This window comes from Bradyrhizobium sp. CCBAU 11430 (assembly GCF_028128855.1).
GTDB lineage: Bacteria > Pseudomonadota > Alphaproteobacteria > Rhizobiales > Xanthobacteraceae > Bradyrhizobium > Bradyrhizobium ottawaense.
Window position 1 is genome coordinate 109,252 of the sequence record NZ_LBJV01000059.1, and the last position, 21,867, is coordinate 131,118.

Annotated in this window: 23 protein-coding genes; 9 read left to right on the top strand and 14 right to left on the bottom strand. The window is 65.4% G+C overall.

What is annotated here, in order from left to right; translation table 11 throughout:
* Positions 1-7 precede the first annotated feature (7 nt).
* The 3 genes from XI04_RS19450 to XI04_RS19460 are packed head-to-tail and all read left to right on the top strand — an operon-like array spanning position 8 to position 2,517.
* Positions 8-1,108 (top strand): branched-chain amino acid ABC transporter permease, encoded by a 1,101-nt coding sequence (locus XI04_RS19450; RefSeq protein WP_038972795.1) that lies wholly within the window; start codon positions 8-10, stop codon positions 1,106-1,108.
* Positions 1,098-1,829, top strand: coding sequence for an ABC transporter ATP-binding protein (locus tag XI04_RS19455; protein ID WP_028141880.1), 732 nt, complete (start codon positions 1,098-1,100; stop codon positions 1,827-1,829). Before XI04_RS19450 ends, XI04_RS19455 begins: the two co-directional genes overlap by 11 nt.
* On the top strand, positions 1,822-2,517 hold the full coding sequence (locus XI04_RS19460; RefSeq protein ID WP_152102064.1) for a branched-chain amino acid ABC transporter ATP-binding protein: 696 nt from the start codon (positions 1,822-1,824) through the stop codon (positions 2,515-2,517). Before XI04_RS19455 ends, XI04_RS19460 begins: the two co-directional genes overlap by 8 nt.
* A 154-nt stretch (positions 2,518-2,671) precedes the next feature.
* Here XI04_RS19460 and XI04_RS19465 read toward each other — a convergent pair whose 3' ends face one another.
* The 10 genes from XI04_RS19465 to XI04_RS19510 all read right to left on the bottom strand — a co-directional run bounded on the left by XI04_RS19465 (position 2,672) and on the right by XI04_RS19510 (position 12,907).
* On the bottom strand, positions 2,672-3,160 hold the full coding sequence (locus XI04_RS19465) for a hypothetical protein (protein WP_271608724.1): 489 nt from the start codon (positions 3,158-3,160) through the stop codon (positions 2,672-2,674).
* 30 nt (positions 3,161-3,190) lie between these two features.
* Positions 3,191-3,691 carry a hypothetical protein gene (locus XI04_RS19470; protein WP_271608725.1) on the bottom strand — a complete coding sequence of 167 codons (501 nt, stop codon included), beginning with the start codon at positions 3,689-3,691 and terminating at the stop codon, positions 3,191-3,193.
* 2 nt (positions 3,692-3,693) lie between these two features.
* The gene (locus XI04_RS19475) at positions 3,694-4,422 is read right to left on the bottom strand and encodes a hypothetical protein (protein WP_097669145.1); all 729 of its coding nucleotides are present in this window, start codon (positions 4,420-4,422) and stop codon (positions 3,694-3,696) included.
* Positions 4,423-4,433: 11 nt separating this feature from the next.
* The gene (locus XI04_RS19480; RefSeq protein ID WP_271608726.1) at positions 4,434-5,546 is read right to left on the bottom strand and encodes a tetratricopeptide repeat protein; all 1,113 of its coding nucleotides are present in this window, start codon (positions 5,544-5,546) and stop codon (positions 4,434-4,436) included.
* Between the two features lie 26 nt (positions 5,547-5,572).
* Entirely contained in the window at positions 5,573-6,019 is a 447-nt protein-coding gene (locus tag XI04_RS19485) for a hypothetical protein (protein ID WP_271608727.1), read from the bottom strand.
* Between the two features lie 1,036 nt (positions 6,020-7,055).
* Positions 7,056-8,582 carry a L,D-transpeptidase family protein gene (locus XI04_RS19490; RefSeq protein ID WP_271608728.1) on the bottom strand — a complete coding sequence of 509 codons (1,527 nt, stop codon included), beginning with the start codon at positions 8,580-8,582 and terminating at the stop codon, positions 7,056-7,058.
* A gap of 504 nt (positions 8,583-9,086) precedes the next feature.
* Positions 9,087-10,049 (bottom strand): acetyl-CoA carboxylase carboxyltransferase subunit alpha, encoded by a 963-nt coding sequence (locus XI04_RS19495; RefSeq protein ID WP_018320570.1) that lies wholly within the window; start codon positions 10,047-10,049, stop codon positions 9,087-9,089.
* Positions 10,050-10,379: 330 nt separating this feature from the next.
* Positions 10,380-11,339, bottom strand: a complete 960-nt coding sequence (gene xerD / locus XI04_RS19500) for a site-specific tyrosine recombinase XerD (protein WP_028141871.1) — start codon at positions 11,337-11,339, stop codon at positions 10,380-10,382.
* A 76-nt stretch (positions 11,340-11,415) separates the two neighbouring features.
* Positions 11,416-11,823, bottom strand: a complete 408-nt coding sequence (locus XI04_RS19505; RefSeq protein ID WP_028141870.1) for a nuclear transport factor 2 family protein — start codon at positions 11,821-11,823, stop codon at positions 11,416-11,418.
* Between the two features lie 46 nt (positions 11,824-11,869).
* Positions 11,870-12,907 carry an SDR family oxidoreductase gene (locus XI04_RS19510; RefSeq protein ID WP_271608729.1) on the bottom strand — a complete coding sequence of 346 codons (1,038 nt, stop codon included), beginning with the start codon at positions 12,905-12,907 and terminating at the stop codon, positions 11,870-11,872.
* A gap of 106 nt (positions 12,908-13,013) precedes the next feature.
* On the opposite strand from XI04_RS19510, the gene XI04_RS19515 reads away from it, so the two are divergent.
* The gene (locus XI04_RS19515) at positions 13,014-13,610 is read left to right on the top strand and encodes a TetR/AcrR family transcriptional regulator (RefSeq protein WP_038951268.1); all 597 of its coding nucleotides are present in this window, start codon (positions 13,014-13,016) and stop codon (positions 13,608-13,610) included.
* 16 nt (positions 13,611-13,626) lie between these two features.
* On the opposite strand, the gene XI04_RS19520 is transcribed toward XI04_RS19515, so the two are convergent.
* The gene (locus XI04_RS19520; RefSeq protein WP_014439243.1) at positions 13,627-13,773 is read right to left on the bottom strand and encodes a hypothetical protein; all 147 of its coding nucleotides are present in this window, start codon (positions 13,771-13,773) and stop codon (positions 13,627-13,629) included.
* A 182-nt stretch (positions 13,774-13,955) separates the two neighbouring features.
* On the opposite strand from XI04_RS19520, the gene XI04_RS19525 reads away from it, so the two are divergent.
* From XI04_RS19525 to XI04_RS19535, 3 genes are read left to right on the top strand one after another with little or no spacing between them, the layout of a single operon-like run.
* Positions 13,956-14,579, top strand: coding sequence for a shikimate kinase (locus tag XI04_RS19525; RefSeq protein WP_028141867.1), 624 nt, complete (start codon positions 13,956-13,958; stop codon positions 14,577-14,579).
* Positions 14,576-15,724, top strand: coding sequence for a 3-dehydroquinate synthase (gene aroB / locus XI04_RS19530; RefSeq protein ID WP_028141866.1), 1,149 nt, complete (start codon positions 14,576-14,578; stop codon positions 15,722-15,724). The genes XI04_RS19525 and aroB overlap by 4 nt, the downstream gene beginning before the upstream one ends.
* Before the next feature lie 20 nt (positions 15,725-15,744).
* Entirely contained in the window at positions 15,745-17,049 is a 1,305-nt protein-coding gene (locus tag XI04_RS19535) for an HlyC/CorC family transporter (RefSeq protein WP_028141865.1), read from the top strand.
* A gap of 114 nt (positions 17,050-17,163) precedes the next feature.
* Here the strand turns inward: XI04_RS19535 and XI04_RS19540 are convergent, their stop codons facing one another.
* Positions 17,164-17,433, bottom strand: a complete 270-nt coding sequence (locus XI04_RS19540) for a BolA family protein (protein WP_028141864.1) — start codon at positions 17,431-17,433, stop codon at positions 17,164-17,166.
* Positions 17,434-17,539: 106 nt separating this feature from the next.
* On the opposite strand from XI04_RS19540, the gene XI04_RS19545 reads away from it, so the two are divergent.
* The gene (locus XI04_RS19545) at positions 17,540-18,172 is read left to right on the top strand and encodes a J domain-containing protein (protein ID WP_028141863.1); all 633 of its coding nucleotides are present in this window, start codon (positions 17,540-17,542) and stop codon (positions 18,170-18,172) included.
* A gap of 265 nt (positions 18,173-18,437) precedes the next feature.
* Here XI04_RS19545 and XI04_RS19550 read toward each other — a convergent pair whose 3' ends face one another.
* Positions 18,438-19,532 (bottom strand): citrate synthase/methylcitrate synthase, encoded by a 1,095-nt coding sequence (locus XI04_RS19550; protein WP_028141862.1) that lies wholly within the window; start codon positions 19,530-19,532, stop codon positions 18,438-18,440.
* Positions 19,533-19,613: 81 nt separating this feature from the next.
* Here XI04_RS19550 and XI04_RS19555 point away from each other — a divergent pair, with 81 nt between their 5' ends.
* Complete coding sequence (locus XI04_RS19555; protein ID WP_271608730.1) at positions 19,614-20,834, top strand: citrate synthase family protein; 1,221 nt, start codon at positions 19,614-19,616, stop codon at positions 20,832-20,834.
* A 201-nt stretch (positions 20,835-21,035) separates the two neighbouring features.
* Here the strand turns inward: XI04_RS19555 and XI04_RS19560 are convergent, their stop codons facing one another.
* A complete protein-coding gene (locus XI04_RS19560) occupies positions 21,036-21,695 on the bottom strand; it encodes a DedA family protein (RefSeq protein WP_271608731.1) in 660 nt (219 codons plus the stop codon).
* Positions 21,696-21,867: the final 172 nt, after the last annotated feature.

The window sequence follows — 21,867 nt, forward strand, 5'->3', positions numbered from 1 at the left end:
AAGTGGAATGCTGAAGTCGATGGGCGCAGTGAAACAGGCGATCCCCGCCGAGATCGGCGGGGAGGCGGACGTCGCCATGGATAGCGGTCGGACGGCGAAGCGAGCGTCGGCGCGGAAAGTGCTGCCGATCGTCGAGGGCGTCGTGCTGGTCGCGGCGCTGCTCGCGCCGCTGCTGCTGCAGGACTATCTCACGGTGTTCGCGACGCGCGTGATCATTCTGGCGCTGTTCGCGCTGTCGTTCGATCTGGTCTGGGGCTATGCCGGCATCATGAGCTTCGGCCAGGCCCTGTTCTTCGGCTCGGCCGGCTATGGCGTGGCGCTGCTCGCGCGCGACCTCGACATCACCAACATCTTCCTGGTGCTGCCGGCGGGCACCATCATCGGCCTCACCTTCGCGCTGCTGCTTGGCGGCTTCCTGCTGCTCGGACGGCATCCCTCCAGCGTGATCTTCGTCTCGCTCGGCACGCTGACCGGCTCCTACGCCGCCGATCGCCTGGCGCGCGGCTGGTATTATCTCGGCGGCCAGAACGGCATCCCCTCGATCGCGCCGATGTCGCTCGGGACTTACGAGTTCACGGAAGGACCGGCGTTCTATTATCTCGTGCTCGGCATCCTGGTCGTGGTCTACCTGCTCTGCCGTTTCCTGGTGCGTTCGCAATTCGGCCTCGCGCTCGCCGGCCTGCGCGAGAACGAGCAGCGCATCGCTTTCTTCGGCTACAAGGCGCAGCACCTCAAGGCGATCATCTTCACCATCGGCGGCGGCGTTGCCGGGCTTGCCGGCAGCCTCTACGCCTTCCACGAGGGTTTCGTCTGGCCCAACATGGTCGGCGTCGTCGTCTCGACCCAGGTCGTGCTCTACGTGCTGTTCGGCGGCTCCGGCACGCTGATCGGCGCCGTCATCGGGGCCGTCATCGTCGAGGGCGTCAGCTTCTGGCTCTCGGACAATTATCGCGACATCTGGCCGATCATTCTGGGCTTGCTGCTGCTGCTCGTCATCCTGTTCCGGCCGCTGGGCCTGATCAGCTTCGTGCTCGGGGAGCGCGAGCGAGTCGGCAGCTTCGGTGCCAAGGCCAAGGAAAACGTCGGGGAGCATCGCGATGCTCCTTGAGGCCGCCGGCATCACGAAAATCTTCGGCAAGCTCACCGCGCTCGACGGTGCCGCGCTCAGCGTCGGCGCCAACGAATTCCACGGCCTGATCGGTCCGAACGGCTCCGGCAAGAGCACGCTGATGAAGTGCATCGCCGGCGCCGAGGTGCCGACGCAGGGCAAGGTGTCGTTCGTCAATACCGACATCACCGCCTTCACGCCGACCGAGCGCGCCCGCGCCGGCATGAGCCTGAAATTCCAGATCACCAGCGTGCTGCCGTCGCTGACGCTGTACGACAACATCCTGCTCGCGCTGCAGGCGCAGTCCTCGCTGGTCGACCTCGTGTTCTCGCGCACGAGAGCCGCGCTGCACGACCAGGTCATGACCATGCTGACGCAGTTCCGCCTCGCGAATCGCGCCTTCGAGGCCGCAGCGGCGCTGTCGCACGGCCAGCAGCAATGGCTGGAGATCGCGATGGCGCTTGCCGGCAAGCCGAAATTGCTGCTGCTCGACGAGCCGACCGGCGGCATGAGCCTGGAGGAGCGCCGCGTCACCGGCGAACTGCTTCAGCCGATCAAGCAGCATTGCTCGCTCGTCATCGTCGAACACGACCTCGATTTCATCCGCGACATCTGCGATCGCCTCACCGTGCTCGACCAGGGCAAGGTGCTGGCGTCTGGTACCGTGTCCGAGATCCAGGCCAACAAAGCCGTCCAGGAGATTTATCTGCGCCGTGCCTGAATTTTTGGACATCAAACATCTCGATGCCGGCTATGGCCGCAGCCAGGTGCTGTTCGACGTCACCCTCGGCATTCCCTGGCGCGGCGGCGTCGCCGTGCTCGGGCGCAACGGCGCCGGCAAGACTACGCTGATGAAGACCATCGTCGGCGAATTGCCGGCCTGGAAGGGCGAGGTCGCCTTCGACGGCCGCGACATCAGTCGCCGCGCCACCCAGGAGCGGGTGCGCGCCGGCATCGGCTACGTGCCGCAGGAGCATTCGGTGTTCGCGCGCCTGTCGGTGCGCGACAATCTCGCCGTCGGCTCGCTCGCGAGCAAGAAGGCAGACGCGGTCGACCAGGTGCTAACCATCTTCCCGAAGCTCGGCCAGCGCCTCGACCAGCCCGCCGGCACGCTGTCCGGCGGCGAGCGCAAGATGCTCGCGATCGGCCGCGCCATGCTCGGCGATCCAAAACTGCTGCTGCTGGACGAGCCGACCGAAGGCGTCTGGATCGGCGTCATCGAGGAGATCACCGAACGCCTGATCGAGCTCGCCAAGAGCATCGCCGTCATCATCGTCGAGCAGCACCTCGACCTCGCGCTGCGCGTCGCCGACTACGCCTACGTGCTCGACCGCGGCCGCGTCGCGCTGCAGGGAGAGGCGGGCGAGGTGCGGGGCAATCCGGAGCTGATGCGGTATCTGGCGCCGTAGCTCGAGCTGCCGTAGCCCCCATGAGCGAAGCGACATGCGGGGGCATTCGCAGCATCCCCGGATATCGCTTCGCTCATCCGGTCTACGTGCCGCTGGTCCGGTCATCGTGCGGCGAGCCTCGAGGAATGGACGGCCGAAGAGCAAAGGTCCGGAGTCATCTGTTTGTGTTCTGAAGAGCCGCAATCCGTTTTTGCACCGCCGCCACCAACTCAGGAAAAGGCAGGCATGAATTCGGGTAGGGAGTCATCGAGCCCGACGTCTTGTCTTCATGCTCCCCGATGAGCTCCTTGAGCTGGTTGATATCGGTGGACTTGCGCCGATCCAAGCAGGCTGACGCTTTTATCGCGCGTTTGACGATCTCGATGTCGTCAGTCAGGCGAAGGATCTGATATTTGACGATCGACCGCTGGAATATCTCGATTGCCTTCTTGTAGTCTCCGGCTTCGTACACCTCGTTGCCTTCTCTCCATATGGCGGCTCCGTCATCGTGAATCTGCTTTTTCTTCGCGGGGTCGGTCACGGGTGCGTAATTCTTCGGCTCCCAGTAATCGCCCGCCCGAGCGGGCGAGACGATCGAAATCGCGGCGAGAAAGAGGGCGCTGACCGAAACCGAAAGGCGGGTCGCGCGAGAGTGCCCAATCACGGAAAGCTCCTTCTTGAAGGCGATTGTGGTCTAGCCGCCGCACCTTTCAATGGCGGCCCGCCAGCCGGCCGCATCGATCCTGGGAAGTTGGTAGCTCGTCGTCCTGCTCGAAATCGTCAGCGGCGACGCTCTCTCCATCAGGCCGAGCAGGCGCGCCTGGGCCCGCTTCCAGCGCTTGCCGAACAGCTCCGGGTCCGGCCTCGAGTAGCCCAGATCCCATTGGACAAAATTGGTCGCGTCGTCGTCGGCCGAAATCTCCTCGAATTCGCCAGCGAGCTTGATTGACTTGCGGCCGTTTCCGATCGTGATCGTTGCCTTTCCGGCGCGGCCGGCCTCGCCGGGATATCTTGCATGCAGGCCCAGAGCGCGTCCGCAGCCCAGCATGAACGTCACCTTGCCCTGATCCCTGTAGCTCAGCGAGGGAAGATCGCGATTGTCGAATTCCAGCTTCCAGCTTCCCGCAGCGAGAGAAGGAGCCGTCAGGAGAGCCAAGGCAGGTGCAACGGCAAAGGCAAGGCCGGCGGCCTTCATGGTCACGTCCTTCGCGGGTTCGGAACGATCTTGATGTGCCGTGCGATGGCTTTGAGCAGCTCCGGGTCCTCGACCGCGACCGGCGGCGGTGGCTTGCCCTCGAGCGCCTGGCCGATCGTATGTCGCTGGTCATCCCTGGCCGCGATCTTGTCGCGATGGAAGGCAACGATCTCGGCAAAGGGATAGTCCAGCTCTTCAGCCGTCAATTCGGCGGTCAGTGCCTCGGCGGCTTCCCAGCTCGATGCCCGTCGCAGCACGTCGAGCAGCAGCAGGCGGGTATCGATCGAGGTGATCCGGGGCCCCTCGAGATGACCGGCGGCTCTGAGGCGGAGTGCAGCCGCGTCGGAGGGCCGGTTGCTGTCGTCGGCCACCCATGCCGCCGACAGCGTGCTCAGGAATGCCGATCTGCGTTCTCCGTCATAGGCGTGCTGCGCGGCGCGCACCAGGAAGCGGCGCGATACCGGGTCGGGCGCAGGGTCGAGCGAGGCGGCGCGGAATTCGGCGGTATCGAGGAAGCTCCGCGCCTTCGCGTCGCCCTTGTCGATGCTCGGGGCGACGTAGCCGCAATAGGGGCATTCCTGCAGCCAGCTTGCGATGGTCCAGCGGTACATTTTCGGCGGCCGCTGGTCGAGGTCGCGAGAGCCGAACGAGTTCGAGCTCATCAGCACGGAATGCTCGGAGGTCTTGCCGCAGCAATGGCATTGCAGCTTCCAGGTGTCGTAATCTGTCATCCGAGGTCCACCTACGCTCCCCATCGCTTTCGCAGATTGTCGCGAAACGTCTCCGACGCCTGGACCAGCGTCTCGAGCACGCCTTTCTGACTGCCGCCGTAGAGCACCTTCCGGTTGCCGGCCATGTCCAGGATGCTGCGACGAAAGATCGGCTTGCCGGCATCGAGGAAAGTCCGCAGCACCGCGAAGCCCCGCTCCAGGACCGGCTCGGCATCTTCCACCCGTTCGCGCGCATAACCCGTGGCGAGCTCCGCCAGGATCCAGAGCAGGGCCGCAGCGTCGTCTCCATAAGTCCGCTCGCAGATATCAAGCAGCCGCTTCAGCAAAGGCTCGGCCTTCCAGAACTCTCCACAGTCGAGATAGGCCGATATCATGGCTTCGAGAGCCTTCTGAACCTCCAGGCTGTCCGGTCCAAATCGTTCCTCGATGATGTCGAGACCGGACGCGAAGGCGGTCACGGCCTTGCGCAGACCCTCGAATTTGGCCCCGTGTCGCTGCAGTTTGCAGGAATTGGCATGGACGATGGCGGAGGTGAGCAGCGTCCGGGCCGCTTCCTCGCTTCTCTTCCCGAATATCTTCTCTTTCAGATGCAGGCTGCGCTGCAGATTCGTCTCGGCGTCCTCCCATTTCGTCAGGCGCGCGCCGATCTCGGCGAGCGTGTCGACGGCGGCTGCCACTTCGATGCTGACGGCGCCGTGGACCTTCTCCAGGATCGAGATGCTTCGCTCCAGAAAAGCCCTGGCGCGGGAATAATCCCCGGCGGAGGCCCATTTCCGGGCGATCGCTTCGCATTCCTCGGCGGCCTGCCAACTGTGCTCGCCGGAAAGCCTGGTCCTGATAGCCAGCCGCCGCAGCTGAAACGGCTCGACCAATTTGAAGTCGACGCGGCCTGCCTGGCGGATCCATTCATCGAGGTCGCCCAGGATGGACTGCGGCCCATGCAGGCTCTCCTGGATCGAGATGCAGCGGTCGAGAAAGGGGATGGCCTCGACCGGGTCCTCGCTACGGCAGATCAGCTTGATCAGCGTGCGCAGGGCTGTGACGACCTCGTCGCTGATCGGACCGTGGCGCTTTTCCAGCCCGGCGATGTGTCGAAGGTGGTTCTCTGCGTAGAAGGATGCCATGGACCGCTCTGTTCAACCTCGGCCGCTCAAAGCCGCATCCTGGCCAATTTTTCGCCGGGAGCCCGGCTCGGTCGTGAGCCGAATGCCTTGCGGCACAGCGGCCCGAAGGCTTCGATGGATGCGAGGGCGCCGGCGCCGACATCCGCGGGCCTGGCCTCGAAGGTCTTGACCCGCCCGTTCTGTCCAACGATGGCGGTCACATCGCAGAAGAAATCCTCGCGCCGTTCGCCTTGGTCGGCTGCCTCGAAGGTGGCCGTCGTCTTCATTCGCCAGTGATAGGCCTGGTCCTGGTCCTGGTCCTTGCGGCCGAAAGGGACGATCTGGTCAGGGTGGCCGTATTTTCGCATCAGCTCGACGACGGCGGTGCCCCTGAAATCGTCGCGTGGTCTGCCCTGGGCGCGCTGGTTCGGAATTGCGACCGCCGACAGAACGAAAAGAAAAATCACGGTGCGAAGGAAAGTGCGTTGCAGCATGCCTTGGGCTCTATTGGAGGCAGTCGAAAGATATCTGATTACGTCCTGACAACGCGGTTTGCACGCGCAACTTTCGGCCGAGCGAGAGCCGTTGGCGAACGATGCGGGGGCCGCTCGCGAAATTGCCGGATAGCGCTTCCCGGCTTCGCTCTCCGAGCTACGGCTGACACCTCGCTCATCCCGGCTGCGCTCACCCGCTCCGGTTCTTCCAGTGTCAAACAGCCGACATGACATCGCGATCCCGCGGCGCCCAGCGCCCGGGTTTTACTTCGCTTCTGGCGCCCTTCGGAATCGGAAGGGCGCAGGGAAGGCCGGGTACCGGCTGGCACCCGAGAGCCCCTGTGCAATGATGCGTGGATAGACGCTCACAGGGGAGACACAGGTGCAGCCCGATAACCGGCCTTCCCTGCGCAGTGGGTTGACGGCTTATGTCGCGCTCTCCCCGGGGAGCGATGCACTCTTGCCCCCGTCGCCTCGCGAGATCGCTGATGTGCGCTACCCGGTCGGGCACGCACACCACCGCGGAGACTTGACGCCAGCCTGCGGGCGCCAGGACCACACGATTTTGCCGTACGCGGCCCCGCTTCACCCTTCGGGCTTCGCAGGGCATGGCCGCGCTGTCGTACCGCGCCCGCTGATCGCTCACGGGGACTACCCGCCCTGCGACCGCATCTGGCGCCAACACCGCCCGCGTCCACCGCAACTCACCCCACGAACCGTGACGATCGCGACCCGCCCCTTCCGGCAGGATGAGATGGCGAGGGAGTATAGGGTGTGTCGAGGTTCGGGTAAAGAGAAATTACTTTTATCCGAAGGGACGATTGAATGGATCATCGTTCGGGCTGCGAACCCTGCTGATGCCGTCATCCTGAGGTGCGAGCAGTGCGGTGCATGAGCACCGCGTAGCGAGCCTCGAAGGATGTACGGGCGAGCTGCCAGCCGGGCCGTCGCCCTTCGAGGGCCGCTGAAGAAGCGGCCACCTCAGGGTGACGGGGAGGCATGGTCGATCGCGAGAACAGGTGCGCGGTGTGCCCGCCTACTTCACCGCCCCAAAGCGGCTGTCGAACGAGTTCGACGAGATCACCGGCGCGGCGCCCATGATCTGCGTCGCTTCACCGGCACCATCGCTCACCGACGGCTTCAGCGCCGGGCGCGTTGCGGCGAGGCGGGTGTCGGGCTGCTTTGCCGGTTCGGCGGGCTTGGCGGCCACGGTCGCAGCCGGCTTCGGCGCGTCCTTCGCCGCTTCCTTTGTCGCGTCCTTGGACTTGTCATGCCCCGGCACGAACCGGGTCACTGCGGCCTTGAGCCGCGACGCCGCGGTCGGCGGCGTCGTGGTCGTGGTGGCCGGGGCCACGGATGCCGTGGCTTGCGGCGGCGGGGTGGTGGCCGTCGTGTCGGATGAGCCCATGCCCATCTTGCGGCCGAGGTTGGAGAAGAAGCCGCCGGACTTTTCAGCCGGCGCGGCGGTGGCGACGCGCGCGCTGGTCGCGGGGGCGCTGACGGCGACCACGGGCTCTTCCTGCGGCGCAGGCGCGGACGCCGCGCTGTCGAGGTTCGGCTTGGGCGGATTGACGTGGCCGGGGATCGTGCCCGGCGCCTTCGCCATCGCCAGCATCTGCAGCGTGGTGCCTTCGGCGCCCTCGGACAGGCCGGTCGAGCCTTCCGGGATCTTCGCCGCAAAGATCTTGTTCATGCCGCCGTCGATGCCGGTGTTCATGCGCGCCACCGGCGTGCCCTTGGCGACCAGCCTCGCGTATTCCGCCTCGTCCTTGGCTTGCTTGCCCCGCACGGCGGCGACGACGTCCTCGGGAATCACATAGGCCGGGCACTTTGCCGAGGCGTCGAACACCGGATCGCGCTTTGCGTCCGCGGGCTTCGCCGCGTCGAAGACGTACTTCTTCTCGCAGAAATCGACCTTCGGCTCCTGCCGCGTCACCTCGAAATGATCATAGCCTTCCTTGATCATCTTCCAGAACGGCATGTTCGGATTGTTCCGGTGCTTGGCCATGTTCACCGGCGTCATCTTGAACGGATAGGCCTGCAGCTGGAACGCCTTCTGGCCGCCGAAGAAGGATTCGCGGCCGAGCGAATAGATCTCCGCGATCTGCTCGTCCGTCATCGCGTAGCAGCCGCGCGAGGAGCAGTCGCCATGCACCATCAGCTGCGAGCCGGTGCGGCCGAGAGCCTTGTCGAACGCGTTCGGGTAACCCGTGTTGAACGACAGGTAGTAGGCCGATTGCGGATTCATCTGGCTCGGGTTGATCGAATAAAATCCCTCCGGCGCCTGGCGGTCGCCTTCGCGCACCTTCGGTCCGAGGTCGCCGGACCAGCGGCAGATCGGATAGGTCTTGAGCAGCGCGAACTGGCCGTTGCGGGCCTGCTTCCAGACCTCGAGCTCGGCCTCCTGCTTGAACAGGCGCACCAGGATCGGCGACTGCAGATCCATGTCCTTCTCGACCATCGCGGCGAGAAGCTTTGGCGGCACCGGCTGGTTGGCCTTGGCGTTGGTCGCGAGCGAGACCTGGTCGGTATCGCAGCCGGCCAGCAGGACGCTGGCCGTCATCAGCGCGACCGAAGCCAAAAGCGCGCGAGCAAGCGAACGAGAAATCAAGATGGACCCCACACCGTGCCGGGCAGAAAGCGCGAACCCCAATTCTGATGGAGCATGATCCGACCGGAGAACCGGACCCGTCGTGACGGGCTTTTTCAGCTCACGCCCCAGCGCTTATGCCCTGAAGCCATTGATTAAAATTCTAACCTCTGGGTCATGTGGTCGCAACCCGAGCGGGGATCACGAGCCCGTTGGCCCATCGGCATGGTCAACGAAGACTGAATGGACGCGACTTTGGGCCTTACTTTGGGACCGAACTTGGGCTTTGCGGCCCGACCCGGACTCAGATCGCTGATTTGGGCAAAAAAAGGGTTAATGCGGGGTTACCGGGGCGGCCCGACAGGTTTCGTAGGGTGGGCAAAGCGCAGCGTGCCCACGTTCTGCCCCATTGATGCGAAGACGTGGGCACGGCGCTTCGCGCCTTTGCCCACCCTACGGCACCGGAATCGGGACGAATCAGCCCAGTTTCCTGCCGATATCGAGGAATTTCTGCCGGCGCTGCTTGCGGATGGCGTCGCCGTCGAGGCCCCGGAGCTCGTCGAAGGCTTTGGCGATGGCGTCGCCGGTGGTGGCGATCATGGCGGCGGGGTCGCGGTGGGCGCCGCCGACCGGCTCCTTCAAAATGCTGTCGATCACCCCGAAGCGGAGCATGTCCTGGGCGGTGATCTTCATGTTGTTGGCGGCTTCCTGGGCCTTGGTGCCATCGCGCCAGAGGATCGAGGACGCCGCTTCCGGCGAGATCACGCTGTAGATGGCGTGCTCCAGCATCAGCACCTTGTTGGCGGTGGTGATGGCGATGGCGCCGCCCGACATGCCCTCGCCGGTGATGATGGCGACGTTCGGCACGGTCAGCGCCATGCAGGCATCGGTCGAGCGCGCGATCGCTTCGGCCTGGCCCCGCTCTTCGGCGCCGATGCCGGGATAGGCGCCGGCAGAATCGGCGAGCGACAGCACCGGCAGGCCGAACCGCTCGGCCATCTCCATCAGCCGCACGCATTTGCGGTAGCCCTCGGGGCGCGCCATGCCGAAATTGTGCTTGATGCGGCTTTCGGTGGAATCGCCTTTTTCCTGGCCCATCACGCAGATCGCCTCGCCGCGGAAACGGCCGAAGCCGGCGACCAGCGCCTCGTCCTCGCCGAACTTGCGGTCGCCGGCGAGCGGGGTGAATTCGGTGATCAGGCCCTTGATGAAATCGTTGAAATGCGGTCGCTGCGGATGCCGCGCGACCAGCGTCTTCTGCCACGGCGTCAGGTTTTGATAGAGGTCGGCCAGCGCCTGCGCCGCCTTGTCCTCGATCCGCCCGATCTCATCGGAGATGTCGGTGCCGGAGGCCGCCAGCGTCCTGAGCTCGTCGACCTTGGAGTCGAGCTCGGCGACGGGCTTTTCGAAGTCGAGATAGCTGCGCATCTGGTCTTGCATCAACTCAATATAGGGAGAACGGGGCGAGGCGGCGAAGCGGATTCGAACCTACGGAAAGAAGTGTAGCTTCTTCAATGAGTTGACCTGTGTGCTGCGGGCGGGCCCGTCAAATCATGCGAAGGCCCCGGCTCTTTCTGCGGAGATGTGGCCGAAGTCAAGGCGGTTTCGGCCTCCGCCGTCGTCCCCGCGCACGCGGGGACCCATAACCACAGGGAGAAGTTTGGCGAAGACTGGCAGTGAAGCGGCGTTCCCGAGGTACTCACACCACCCTCCGCGGATAGATCACGCGGTATGGGTCCCTGCGAACGCATGCGTTCGCAGGGACGACAGTTACTTCTCCGCCAGCGGGTGCAGGTCGCGCACGAGGCTCTTCAGCCGCTCCTCCACCACATGGGTGTAGATCTGCGTCGTCGAGATGTCGGTGTGGCCGAGCAGGGTCTGCACGATGCGCAAATCGGCACCATTGTGCAGGAGATGGCTGGCAAAGGCATGGCGCAGCACGTGCGGGGAGACCAGCCGCGCCTGCAGCCCCGAGGCGACCGCGAGCTCCTTGAGGTCGCGGGCAAAATGCTGGCGCGTCAGATGTCCGCTCTCGCCGAACGAGGGGAACAGCCACTTGGAAGCGGCGAGGCTGTCCTTCTTCTTCTCCGTCTTCGCAGCTTCCGTCGCCGCGAGATAATCCGCCATCGCCTGGCGCGAGGCCTCGTTGAGCGGCACCAGGCGCTCCTTGTTGCCCTTGCCGCGCACCACGATCATGCGGGCGTCGCGCTTGGCCGCCGAGCGCGGCAGCGCCACCAGCTCGGAGACGCGCAGGCCGGTGGCGTAGAGCACCTCGAGCAGGCAATACAGCCGCAAGGCGCGCAGCCGCTTCGACGGCGAGGCATCTTGCGCCTCGCTCAATTCCTTGGCGCGCCGGAGCATGCGATCGACATCGGCGATCGACAGCACCTTCGGCAGGCCGCGGCCGCGCTTGGGGCCGGACAGGATCGCGGCGGGATCCTCAGCTCGGATGCGTTCGTTCAGCAGGAAGCGATAGAGATGCCGCATCGCCGACAGCCGCCGCGCGACGCTGGTGGATTTGAAGCCGCGGGCATCGAGATCGGCGAGATAATCGCGCAAATTTTGCGTCTCGGCGTCGGCAAAGCTGTGCCCGACGCGGCCCAAAAATTCCGAGAAATCGGTGAGGTCGCGGCGATAGGCGTCGAGCGTGTTGGGTCCGGCGCCCTGTTCCGCCGCGAGCATGTCGAGGAACAGGCCGGTGAGCTTGGCATCTGAGGGCTTGGTGCGCATGCCCGGGAGGCTAGCTCCTATTTCTTGAGAAACTCACCAGCAATGTGGAGCGGGCCCGAACGCTCTCTTCGAAATTCTAGGCCATTTCGCTGATCGCCGTCGCCTGCGACCAGACCACCATCCAACGCCCCTCGCGGTGCTCGTAAGTGTCGGTGTGCCAATAGTCCGCAGGGGCAACGCGGTGGCCAGCAAAAACGATCTCCAGCCTGGCGCGATATCGGATCACGGCGTGATCGTTCTGCTGGCGGACTGCGATCGCGCCGGGTTCCCACATCAGGTACTGGATCTGCCCGCTCTGGATCGCACCCAGATATTCGCCCTTGGAGAGCGGCATGCCGATGGGCGTTATCAACTGAAACTCCGGTGCATGAAGCGGCTCCGCCTGCGCAATGTCTCCCTCGACCAGCGCGCGCAGCCGGGCCCGTTCGGTGTTGCGGATGTGCTCGGCTTGCGGTGAGTCCGTGTCGGTCGCGTGCGTCGTCATTGGTGGTTCTCCAGTTCTGCAAGAGTGGGCGAGGGGGTCCAGCCGTCTACGGCGTGGCGATCAAGCGATGGTCGATCAGGCTTTGGGCGCTGGCCCGGATGCAATCCTCATCAGGCCGTGGTTGCCAGTTCAGCACGCGGTGCGCCTTGGCGGCGCTGACGCTGAGGTCGCGGTCGAGCTCATGCACGATCATGCGGGAGCGCCCGCTGAACGGGGCCAGCGCCCTCACCATCCAGTTCGGCACGTCGCCGCGCGGCAAGCGGGCCGCATAAGCCGGAAACGATGTCGCCAGCACCGCGGCCAAGTCCCTCAACCAGAAAAAACCTCCGCCGACGATGAAGCGCTCTCCGGCGGCATCAGGACAGGTCATCGCGCGGATATGGGCGTCGGCCACATCGCGCACATCCGCGACCGCAAAGCCAAAGCGCGGCACACGCTTCAACTTGCCGCTCATCATTTGCTGGATCAGTCCGACGGACGTGCCGTATTGCGGGCCGAGCAGCGGTCCGAAGATCATGCCGGGATTGATCACGCACAGATCGAGCCCGCTGTTCCGCGCAAAGCTCCACGCGGCCTGCTCGGCCAGGGTTTTCGATTTGTAGTAGGGCGTCGCCCGCGCGCTGGTCGGATCGGTCCAATCGTTCTCGGTGTAGGGAGGCTGGCCGCTACCGTGATTGGTGGCGGCGATCGAGGATGTCAGCACCACGCGTGCCACGCCGGCGTCATGGGCCGCGCGCAACACGCGTAGTGCACCGTCGCGCGCGGTCTGGATCAGCTCGTCTGCGTTGTCAGGCAATCCCGCCGGAAATGGCGAGGCCGTGTGAATGACATAGCGACAGCCCCTCAGAGCGTCGTCCCATCCGTCGTCGGAGCAAAGATCCGCCCGGGCAAAACTGAGCGCACCGGCGGCAGGCGCGGTCGCGCAAATCTGGCTCCGGATCCGGTTGCAGGCGTGCAGACTGCGGACGGTCCCGCGCACGCGATAGCCGCTCGCCAGCAGCTGGCTGGCGACATGGCCGCCGAGAAATCCGCCGACGCCGGTCACCAGGACCGTGGCGGTCGGTTGAGGAAGTTGAGAATCCATTTGATTTTTCAAGATCTTGAACTCCGATCAAGTCGAATTGGACAATTAGACTGTAGTTGTCTAATCGTCTTTTGACGAATTGGACCCGAACTGTCAATATGTCTCGATGAAAGACAGCGATCACAAGGCCGGAGCAATTCTCGAGGCGGCATTGCCGGTGTTCGTCCGCCACGGCTTCCGCAAGACGTCGATGGCCGACATCGCGCGGGCGGCCGGCATCTCGCGCGCGGCGCTCTATTTGAGCTTTGGCAGCAAGGAGGAATTGTTTCGGGCCGGGTCGGAGCGGGCGCATGCCAAGACGATGCGCAGCGTCGAAGCCGCGCTCGCCGGCGACGGCGACGTGTTCAGCCGGATCGAGCTGGCGATTGCAGCGTTCCAGCGCGATTTGATCGTGCCGTTCGCCGGCAGCGCGGACGCGGCAGAGCTGTTCGACGCCAATATGACGCTGGCCAAGGACATCACGCTGGCCGCGCGCGCCCGGTTGGTGGCTTTGCTTGCTCGCGCACTGGCCGATGCGCAAGCGCGGAATGCGATCACCCTGGACGCTTTGAAGGCCTCGCCGACAGACCTCGCCGGCATCATCGTGGCGGCGATGGAAGGGATCAAGGAGGCGCAGGCCGCGGGCCAGAATCTTCTCGAAGATACGCAGCTATTCTTGCGCCTGCTGCGCCTCGCTTTGACGCGAAGTTCGCAGGGCGCCTGACGCGTGCAACCAGCGTCTATTTCTTGAGAAACTTGTCCGGCGGGATCGTCACCGTCATTTCCCGCGACTTGGGACTGACGAAATTGGCCAGTGCGAAGACCACGCCATAGACGATGCCGGCGATCACGGCGACGACCGTCAGGAAGCGGAACAGGCTGGGCATCGTTCTGAGGTCTCTGCAGGGGACTGGCGGGCAAATTAACCAATGAAATCATCCAACATGTTCGCCGTTTCGTGGCAAGAGTCCACTGGCGAGGCCCCCTGCGGGGTCGTATAGGTGGCCAAAGCATGCCGCCTTTGGCGGCAGATCGAGCGAGATCCAGAGCGAGATCCAGAGCAATATCCATGTCCGACGCCGCGTTGCCGATACCAGCTTCGCCCGAAGCCGACATCCTGTCGGCGCTCGGGGCGCGCTCGATCGTGCTCGTCGGCATGATGGGGGTGGGCAAATCCACCATCGGCCGCCGCATGGCGACCCGGCTGAAGCTTCCCTTCGTCGACGCCGACACCGAGATCGAGACCTCGGCCCAGATGACCATCCCGGAGATCTTCGAGCGCCACGGCGAGCAATATTTCCGCGACGGCGAGGCCAGGGTGATCGCGCGGCTGCTCGACAGCGGGCCGGTGGTGCTGGCGACCGGCGGCGGCGCATTCATGCGCGAGGAGACGCGCGCGCGCATCGCGGCGAAGGCGGTGTCGATCTGGCTCAAGGCGGACCACGACGTCATCATGCGCCGCGTGCGGCGCCGTGCCGACCGCCCGCTGCTCCAGACCGCCGACCCCGAGGGAACCGTGACGCGCCTGCTCACCGAGCGCGAGCCGGTCTACGGCCATGCCGATCTCACCATCGCCTCGCGCGACGTGCCGCACGACAGAATCGTCGAGGAGACCATCGAGGCGCTACGCGCGCATCTCTGTGGTGAGCAAGCCACCCAACCACCTGCCGACGTTGCGAGTGCCATACGATGACTGCGCCGTTGAAACATTCCGATCCCGTCAACGTCGAGGTCGCGCTCGGGAATCGCGCCTATGACATCGTCATCGGCCGCGGGGTGCTGGCCTCGCTCGGCGAACGGGTCGCGGCCTTGCGTCCCGGCGTGCGCACCGCGATCGTGACGGATCGAACCGTTGCAAAACACTGGCTCGAGCCCACCGAGGCTTCGCTTGCCGCCAGCGGCATCCCGACCTCGCGCGTCGTCGTCGAGGAAGGCGAGATCTCCAAGACCTATGCCGGCCTCGAAAAGGTCAGCGAGGCCCTGATCGCCGCCAAGATCGAGCGCAACGATCTCGTCATCGCGCTCGGCGGCGGCGTGGTCGGCGATCTCGCCGGCTTTGCCGCGGCGATCCTGCGCCGCGGCGTCGATTTCGTGCAGGTGCCGACCTCGCTGCTGGCGCAGGTCGATTCATCCGTCGGCGGCAAGACCGGCATCAACTCGCCGCAGGGCAAGAATTTGCTCGGCGCGTTCCACCAGCCGGTGCTGGTGGTCGCCGACACCGCCGTGCTCGACACGCTGTCGCCGCGGCAGTTCCGCGCCGGCTATGCCGAGGTCGCCAAATACGGCGTGCTCGGCGACGAAGCCTTCTTCACCTGGCTGGAGAAGAACCATTCCGACATCTTCAAGGGCGGCTCGGCGCGCGAGCATGCGATCGCGACCTCCTGCCGCGCCAAGGCCGGAATCGTCTCCCGCGACGAGCGCGAGACCGGCGAGCGCGCGCTGCTCAATCTCGGCCATACCTTCGGTCACGCGCTGGAAGCTGCGACCGGCTTCTCCGACCGCCTGTTCCACGGCGAAGGCGTTGCCATCGGCATGACGCTGGCGGCGCAGTTCTCGGCAAAGCTCGGCATGATCGGCGAAGCCGATGCGTCGCGCGTCGAGCGGCATCTGATCGAAGCCGGCCTGCCGACGCGCCTGCAGGACATCGCGGGCTTTGCGCAGGAAGGGCTTGCCGATGCCGACGCGCTGATGGCCTTGATGGCGCAGGACAAGAAGGTCACGCGCGGCAAGCTCACCTTCATCCTGCTGGAGGCCGTCGGGCGCGCGGTGATCGCGAAGGATGTCGAGCCGGCCCCGGTGCGGGACTTCCTGAAGGACAAGCTCGCCCTCAGGGCGTGATACTTGCTGTCGAGTGATGCATGGACTGGCTCGGATTCACCATCGTCGTCCTCTGCCTCCTGGTCTCGGCGTTCTTCGCCGCGAGCGAGACCGCGCTGACCGGCGCCTCGCGCGCCAGCATGCTCCGCCTCTCCAAGCAGGGTAATCACGACGCCGATGTCGTCTCCGATCTGCTCGACATGCGCGAGCGCCTGATCGGGGCGCTGCTGCTCGGCAACAACATCGCCAATATCGGCTCCTCGGCGATCGCCACCGCCATCTTCACGGCCTGGTTCGGCGATGTCGGCGTGCTCTATGCGACCGGCGTGATGACCGCGCTGGTCGTGATCTTCGCGGAGGTGCTGCCCAAGACCATCGCGATCAATGCGCCCGACCGCGTCGCGCTTGCGGTCGCGCGCCCGATGCGGCTGACGATGTACGTGCTGGGGCCGCTGCTGCGCATCGTCGAGGTCATCGTGCGCCTGCTCATGCGCCTGTTCGGCCTCGCCGGCGAGCACCAGGCGATCCTGTCGCCGACCGAGCGCCTGCGCGGCGCGGTCGACCTGTTGCACCACGAGGGCAAGTTCGAGAAGCAGGACCGCGACATGCTCGGCGGCCTCTTGGACCTGCGCGAGCTCCAGGTCTCCGACGTCATGATCCATCGCACCGAAATGATGATGATCAACGCCGATTTGCCGCCGGAGGAGCTGGTGCGCGAGGTGCTGGCGACCGAATACACCCGCATCCCGCTCTGGCGCGAGAAGCCGGAGAACATCATCGGCGTGCTCCATGCCAAGGACCTCCTGCGCGCGATCCGTGCTGCGGACGGCGACACCTCGCGCATCGACGTCTCCACCATCGCGCTGCCGCCCTGGTTCGTGCCGGAGATGCGGCCGCTCGCCGAGCAGCTCAAGGCCTTCCGCCGCCGCAAGACCCATTTCGCGCTCGTCGTCGACGAGTATGGCGAAGTCGAAGGTCTGGTGACGCTGGAAGACATTTTGGAGGAGATCGTCGGCGACATCTCCGACGAGCACGACGTCGTGGTCGCCGGCGTGCGCGCCCAGCCGGACGGCTCGGTCGTGGTCGACGGCTCGGTGCCGATCCGCGATCTCAACCGCGCCATGGACTGGCACCTGCCCGATGAAGAGGCAACCACCGTCGCCGGCCTCGTCATCCACGAGGCGCGCTCGATCCCCGACCGCGGCCAGAGTTTTACGTTCCACGGCTTCCGCTTCCGCGTGCTGCGCCGCGAGCGCAACCGCATCACCGCGCTCCGTATTTCACCGGTGCCGCGCGAGGCGGAGCTGGAAGAGGCGAAGCCGAGACGGGCGGGGACGTCGTTCTAAGCCCCCAGTCATTCCGGGGCGATGCGGAGCATCGAACTAGGGTGCGCGCCCTTGCGCACCCGAGAATCTCGAGATTCCGGGTTCGGCTCTTCGAGCCGCCCCGGAATGACGAAGCTAGTTTTCCCCCGGCGCCTTCGCCTGGATCGCCAGCGCGTGCACGCTGCCGGAGAGTTCCGCGGCCAGCGCCGAATTTATCATGCGGTGGCGCTCGACCCGGCTCTTCCCTTTGAAGGCATCAGACACGATATACACACGGAAGTGCGTCTCACCGCCTGGCCGATGGCCGGCGTGGCCTTCATGCAGATGTGACTCGTCGACGACATCGAGGCTTTCCGGCGTGAAAGCTTCCTGCAACTTGTTGCTGATAGTGTCGCGCATAGCCATGTTGTGCCATCCGGGTGCAGAGATCACACCCGTCAATTGCCGGGGTTCGCAGCTAATTGCAATGTCAAGACTTGAAGGTTTTTGCATTGCGTAGTCAAAGTCAGCCATGCCGATCGATTCATCAAAGTTCTTCGACTCCATCCGCGTCAAGCCGCGGGGCAAGCAGCCGGAAGTGAAGCCGCGCGACACCGCGGTCGGTTGCGAATGGGCCGGGTGCCAGAACAAGGGCGCGCATCGCGCGCCGAAGGGCCGCGAGAACCAGCGCGAGTACTGGCACTTCTGCCTGAACCATGTGCGCGAGTACAACCAGAACTACAATTTCTTCTCCGGCATGAATGCCGATGCCGTCGCGCGCTACCAGAAGGATGCGCTGACCGGCCACCGTCCGACCTGGAAGATGGGCGCCAATGGCGGCAAGAAGGGTGCGGAAGCCGAGATCGACATGGCGGCCGACCCGTTCAGTATGTTCAGCGAGATCAACGGCCGCGCGGGCTGGCGGAAGGGCCCCGAAGCCGCGCCCAAGGCCGAGACGCGCAAGGTGATGAACGCCGAGCGCAAGGCGCTCCAGGTCATGGGCCTCGGCCCCGATTCCACGCTCGCCGACGTCAAGACCAAGTACAAGGCGCTGGTGAAGCAGCACCACCCCGACGCCAACGGCGGCGACCGCTCGACGGAAGATCGCCTGATCGAGATCATCAAGGCGTATAATTATCTGAAGACCGTGGTGCGGGAGGCGTAGGGCCTCGCGGGCGCTGTGTAGGTGCGAGGCACCTCGGCGCCAAACCCTCGGTGTCGTCCCGGACAAGCGGAGCGCAGATCCGGGACCCATAACCCCAGGGAGACGTTTGGCGAAGACTCATAGTGAAATGGTCTTCCCGTGGTCCTCACACCTGTCTCTCACCGATAAATCACGCGGTATGGGTCCCCGCTTTCGCATTGCTTTCGCAGGGACGACAGCGGAGTGATTGACTCCGCTGTTGCGCCTCTTTCCGCGCGCTGGTCGCCTACGCCTCCGGCATCGCCCCCACATACGACGAGCTCGGCCGGATCAACCGCCCGGTCCGCCGCTGCTCGAGCGCATGCGCGGTCCAGCCTGCGGCGCGCGCGACCGCGAAGATCGGCGTGAACGCCTGCCTCGGGATCGCCAGCGCATCGAGCAGGATCGCGGTGAAGAACTCGACATTGGTTTCCAGCGGGCGCTCCGGATTCTTCTTGCGCAGCGCGCTGCGGATATAGGCCTCGACCTCGCCGGCAAAGGGCAAATCGGTGCCGTTGGACGCCAGCGCCTCGACCGCGGTCTTGAGCACGTCGGCGCGCGGATCGCGCACGCGATAGACGCGGTGACCGAAGCCCATCATCCGCTCGCCGCGGGCCAGCGCCGCATCGACCCAGGGCTGGATGCGTTCGCGCGAGCCGATCGCGTCCAGCATCTCCAGCACCGGCTCCGGCGCGCCGCCATGCAGCGGGCCCGTGAGCGCGCAATAGCCCGCAGTCACCGCGGCAAACAGATCGGCTTGCGTCGAGGCCACCACGCGTGCGGTGAAGGTCGAGGCATTCATGCCGTGGTCGCTGGCGGTGACGAGGTAGGCATCGAGCGCGGTGACCTCGCCGGTTTCAGGCGCGCGCCCGTGCAGCATGCGCAGCGTATCGGCGGCATGGCTGACATTGGGATCGGGTGCGACCGGGTCGAGTCCTTTTGCGCGCCGGACCAGCGCGCCTGCGATCACCGGAAACGCGCCGACGATCGTCGCTTCGTGCTCGAGCCCGTGCTCGGCGCGAAGTCCTGCGACCGCCGCGCGAAACCCGTCGATGACGCCCATGCCGCGCGTTGCCGGCAGCAGGTCCGGCAGCCGCGCGAAGGCGCGCTCGCGCGCAAGGCCGAGGCTCGCCCGCACATTGGCTTCGGTGAGGGTGGTCTTGCTGGCGCCGTTCCAGAGCCGGGCGGTGACGCCCTCGAAGCTCGACTGGCTCGCCAGTCGACCGACATGCTCGCCGGCGATGATCAGTTCGCCGCGCTCGCCGTCGACATGGCTCAGCACGGTCTCGGCCGCGGGAACGCCGTCCAGCCCGATCTGGCTTTTGGTGAGGTGGATGTTCATGGCCCAAATCTCCCTTTGCGTTGCACCAAGGGAAATTCGGGCCTCTCGACAGATTGATCAATCTTGATTATATAAATCAATATGAAAAATTCCGAGGGGCTCTATCTCTCCGCCCGGGAAGCCGCCGCCGAGCTCGCGATCTCGCCGGCCACGCTCTACGCCTATGTCAGCCGCGGCCTGATCCGCTCCGAGCCGACGCAGGACTCGCGCAAAAACCGCTACCGCGCCGAGGACGTCCGCGCGCTGAAGGAGCGCCGGGTGCCGTCCCCGGAGCCGCGCGGCCTGCGCAGCTTCGACGCCGACCTGCCTGTCATGGACACGGAGATCTCGACCATCACCGAAGAGGGTGCGATCTATCGGGGCGTCAATTGCGTCGATCTCGCCGAGAACGACACGCTGGAGCACACCGCGACGCTGCTGTGGGATGTCTCCGAGGTCGATCCGTTCGCTCCGGACAATCAGCCCGCGCTCTCCGAAGAGATGCGCACGATCGCAGAAGCTGCACGCCGGGCCGCGCCGATCGACCGCGCCATCGCCGTGCTCGCGCTGGCCGCGAGCGTCGATCCCCGTGCGTTCACCCGTGCGCCCGACGGCCGCGCCATGGTCGGCGGACGGATCGTCCGGCTGCTGGTCGCGACCATGCTCAATGCCGAACCCTCAGCCGAGCCGCTGCATCAGCAGATCGCAAGAGCCTGGGCGGCGGACAACAAGCACGCGCCCGATCTGATCCGCCGCGCCCTCGTTCTGCTCGCCGATCATGAGCTGAATGCTTCGACCTTCACGGCGCGCTGCGCGGCTTCGACCGGCCTCAACCTCTATGATGCCGTGATCGCCGGTCTCGCCTCGTTGAAGGGGCCGAAGCACGGCGGCGCGAGCGTGCTGGCCTCGCAGCTCGTCAAGACCCTGATCGATCGCGATGTCGCCCCGATGGTGCGCGAGCGCGTCGCGCTCGGCGAACGTTTTGCCGGCTTTGGCCATGGCGTCTACAAGCGCGGCGATCCCCGCGCGCAATCGCTGCTGAATGCGCTCTCCCGCGCCGGCGCGCCGCGAAAGTTCACGCGCGAGGTGCCGGAGCGGATCGCGGAGGCGACCGGCGAATTCGTCAATATCGACTATGCCCTCGCGGTGCTCGTGCACGCGCTGCGCCTGCCCGCCGGCGGCGAGCTCGCTCTGTTCGCGATGGCCCGCAGCGTCGGCTGGATCGCACACGCCAGCGAGCAATTGCAGTTCGGGAAGCTGATCAGGCCGAGGGCAAGGTATGTGGGACCTGCGCCGGGGCGGAGAGTGGGGGCTGCGGGTTAGCGGCACTGCGAGCGCGTCATATTCCGCTGTCGTCCCTGCGAACGCAATGCGAACGCAGGGACCCATAACCCCAGGAAGCAGTTTGGCGAAGACTGGTTGTGGAAGAGTCCTCCCGGGGTACAAGCACCGCCGTCTTATAGATAGATCACGCGGTATGGGTCCCTGCGTGCGCAGGGACGACACTTTTGGTGTGGCGACTTCCTACACCCGCGGCTTCGCCTCCGCGACACGGCCGCCGTTCCGCCTCCGATAGATCCACACGCCCACGCCGCCCACGATCGCCACCGCCACCACGGTCAGCATCCAGATGTGCTTGCCGACATGCCCGTGGTGATGCAGCCCGGCATATTCGTGCAGGGCCGACACCGCCAGCACGCCCGGCAGCACGTGCGCGGGGGCCCAGACCAGGATCGCCGGGATGTTCACCGCGTAGAATTTTGCCGGCGCCATGCCCAGCGCGCCCGCCGTGACCGGCACGAAGGCCCGGATCGGCGGCACGAAACGGGCGAAGAACACGGCCCAGGTGCCGAAGCGGTGGAAGAAGCTTTCGCTCTCGGCGACCACGCGGGGATAATTGGTCAGCGGCCAGGTGTTGAGGATCTCGCGCTGCTGCCGGTGCCCGATCCAGTAGGCCGAGCCGTCACCGAGCACGGCGCCGACCGCCGCCGCGAGCAGCACCCATTGCAGTTTCAGCTCGCCGCCCGGAACCAGGGCGCTCAGCGCCAGAATGATGGTCGAGCCGGGGATGACCGATCCCACCACCGGGACCGCTTCGAGCAGGGCGGCCAGGAACAGGGTCAGATAGGCCAGCCACGGATGGGCCGAGACGAACGAGATGAGGGGATCGAGGAAGGACGTCACGTCGTCTCCAGAGGCGCTGTCATTCCGGGGCGATGCGAAGCATCGAACCCGGAATCTCGAGATTCCGGGTTCGCGCTGTGCGCGCCCCGGAATGACGGCCGTTCGACCCTACATAAGTAAGGGCGTGCGGCGAAAGTGCCATTCGCGTCGACAGGACCGCCCGCCCCGGCGC

Coding starts and splice junctions, on each gene's coding strand:
- XI04_RS19450 (WP_038972795.1), top strand. CDS start 8: ATGCTGAAGTCGATGGGCGCAGTGAAACAGGCGATCCCCGCCGAGATC.
- XI04_RS19455 (WP_028141880.1), top strand. CDS start 1,098: ATGCTCCTTGAGGCCGCCGGCATCACGAAAATCTTCGGCAAGCTCACC.
- XI04_RS19470 (WP_271608725.1), bottom strand. CDS start 3,691: ATGAAGGCCGCCGGCCTTGCCTTTGCCGTTGCACCTGCCTTGGCTCTC.
- XI04_RS19475 (WP_097669145.1), bottom strand. CDS start 4,422: ATGACAGATTACGACACCTGGAAGCTGCAATGCCATTGCTGCGGCAAG.
- XI04_RS19480 (WP_271608726.1), bottom strand. CDS start 5,546: ATGGCATCCTTCTACGCAGAGAACCACCTTCGACACATCGCCGGGCTG.
- XI04_RS19485 (WP_271608727.1), bottom strand. CDS start 6,019: ATGCTGCAACGCACTTTCCTTCGCACCGTGATTTTTCTTTTCGTTCTG.
- XI04_RS19490 (WP_271608728.1), bottom strand. CDS start 8,582: ATGACGGCCAGCGTCCTGCTGGCCGGCTGCGATACCGACCAGGTCTCG.
- XI04_RS19495 (WP_018320570.1), bottom strand. CDS start 10,049: ATGCAAGACCAGATGCGCAGCTATCTCGACTTCGAAAAGCCCGTCGCC.
- xerD (WP_028141871.1), bottom strand. CDS start 11,339: ATGCGCACCAAGCCCTCAGATGCCAAGCTCACCGGCCTGTTCCTCGAC.
- XI04_RS19505 (WP_028141870.1), bottom strand. CDS start 11,823: ATGACGACGCACGCGACCGACACGGACTCACCGCAAGCCGAGCACATC.
- XI04_RS19510 (WP_271608729.1), bottom strand. CDS start 12,907: ATGGATTCTCAACTTCCTCAACCGACCGCCACGGTCCTGGTGACCGGC.
- XI04_RS19515 (WP_038951268.1), top strand. CDS start 13,014: ATGAAAGACAGCGATCACAAGGCCGGAGCAATTCTCGAGGCGGCATTG.
- XI04_RS19520 (WP_014439243.1), bottom strand. CDS start 13,773: ATGCCCAGCCTGTTCCGCTTCCTGACGGTCGTCGCCGTGATCGCCGGC.
- XI04_RS19525 (WP_028141867.1), top strand. CDS start 13,956: ATGTCCGACGCCGCGTTGCCGATACCAGCTTCGCCCGAAGCCGACATC.
- aroB (WP_028141866.1), top strand. CDS start 14,576: ATGACTGCGCCGTTGAAACATTCCGATCCCGTCAACGTCGAGGTCGCG.
- XI04_RS19535 (WP_028141865.1), top strand. CDS start 15,745: ATGGACTGGCTCGGATTCACCATCGTCGTCCTCTGCCTCCTGGTCTCG.
- XI04_RS19540 (WP_028141864.1), bottom strand. CDS start 17,433: ATGGCTATGCGCGACACTATCAGCAACAAGTTGCAGGAAGCTTTCACG.
- XI04_RS19545 (WP_028141863.1), top strand. CDS start 17,540: ATGCCGATCGATTCATCAAAGTTCTTCGACTCCATCCGCGTCAAGCCG.
- XI04_RS19550 (WP_028141862.1), bottom strand. CDS start 19,532: ATGAACATCCACCTCACCAAAAGCCAGATCGGGCTGGACGGCGTTCCC.
- XI04_RS19555 (WP_271608730.1), top strand. CDS start 19,614: ATGAAAAATTCCGAGGGGCTCTATCTCTCCGCCCGGGAAGCCGCCGCC.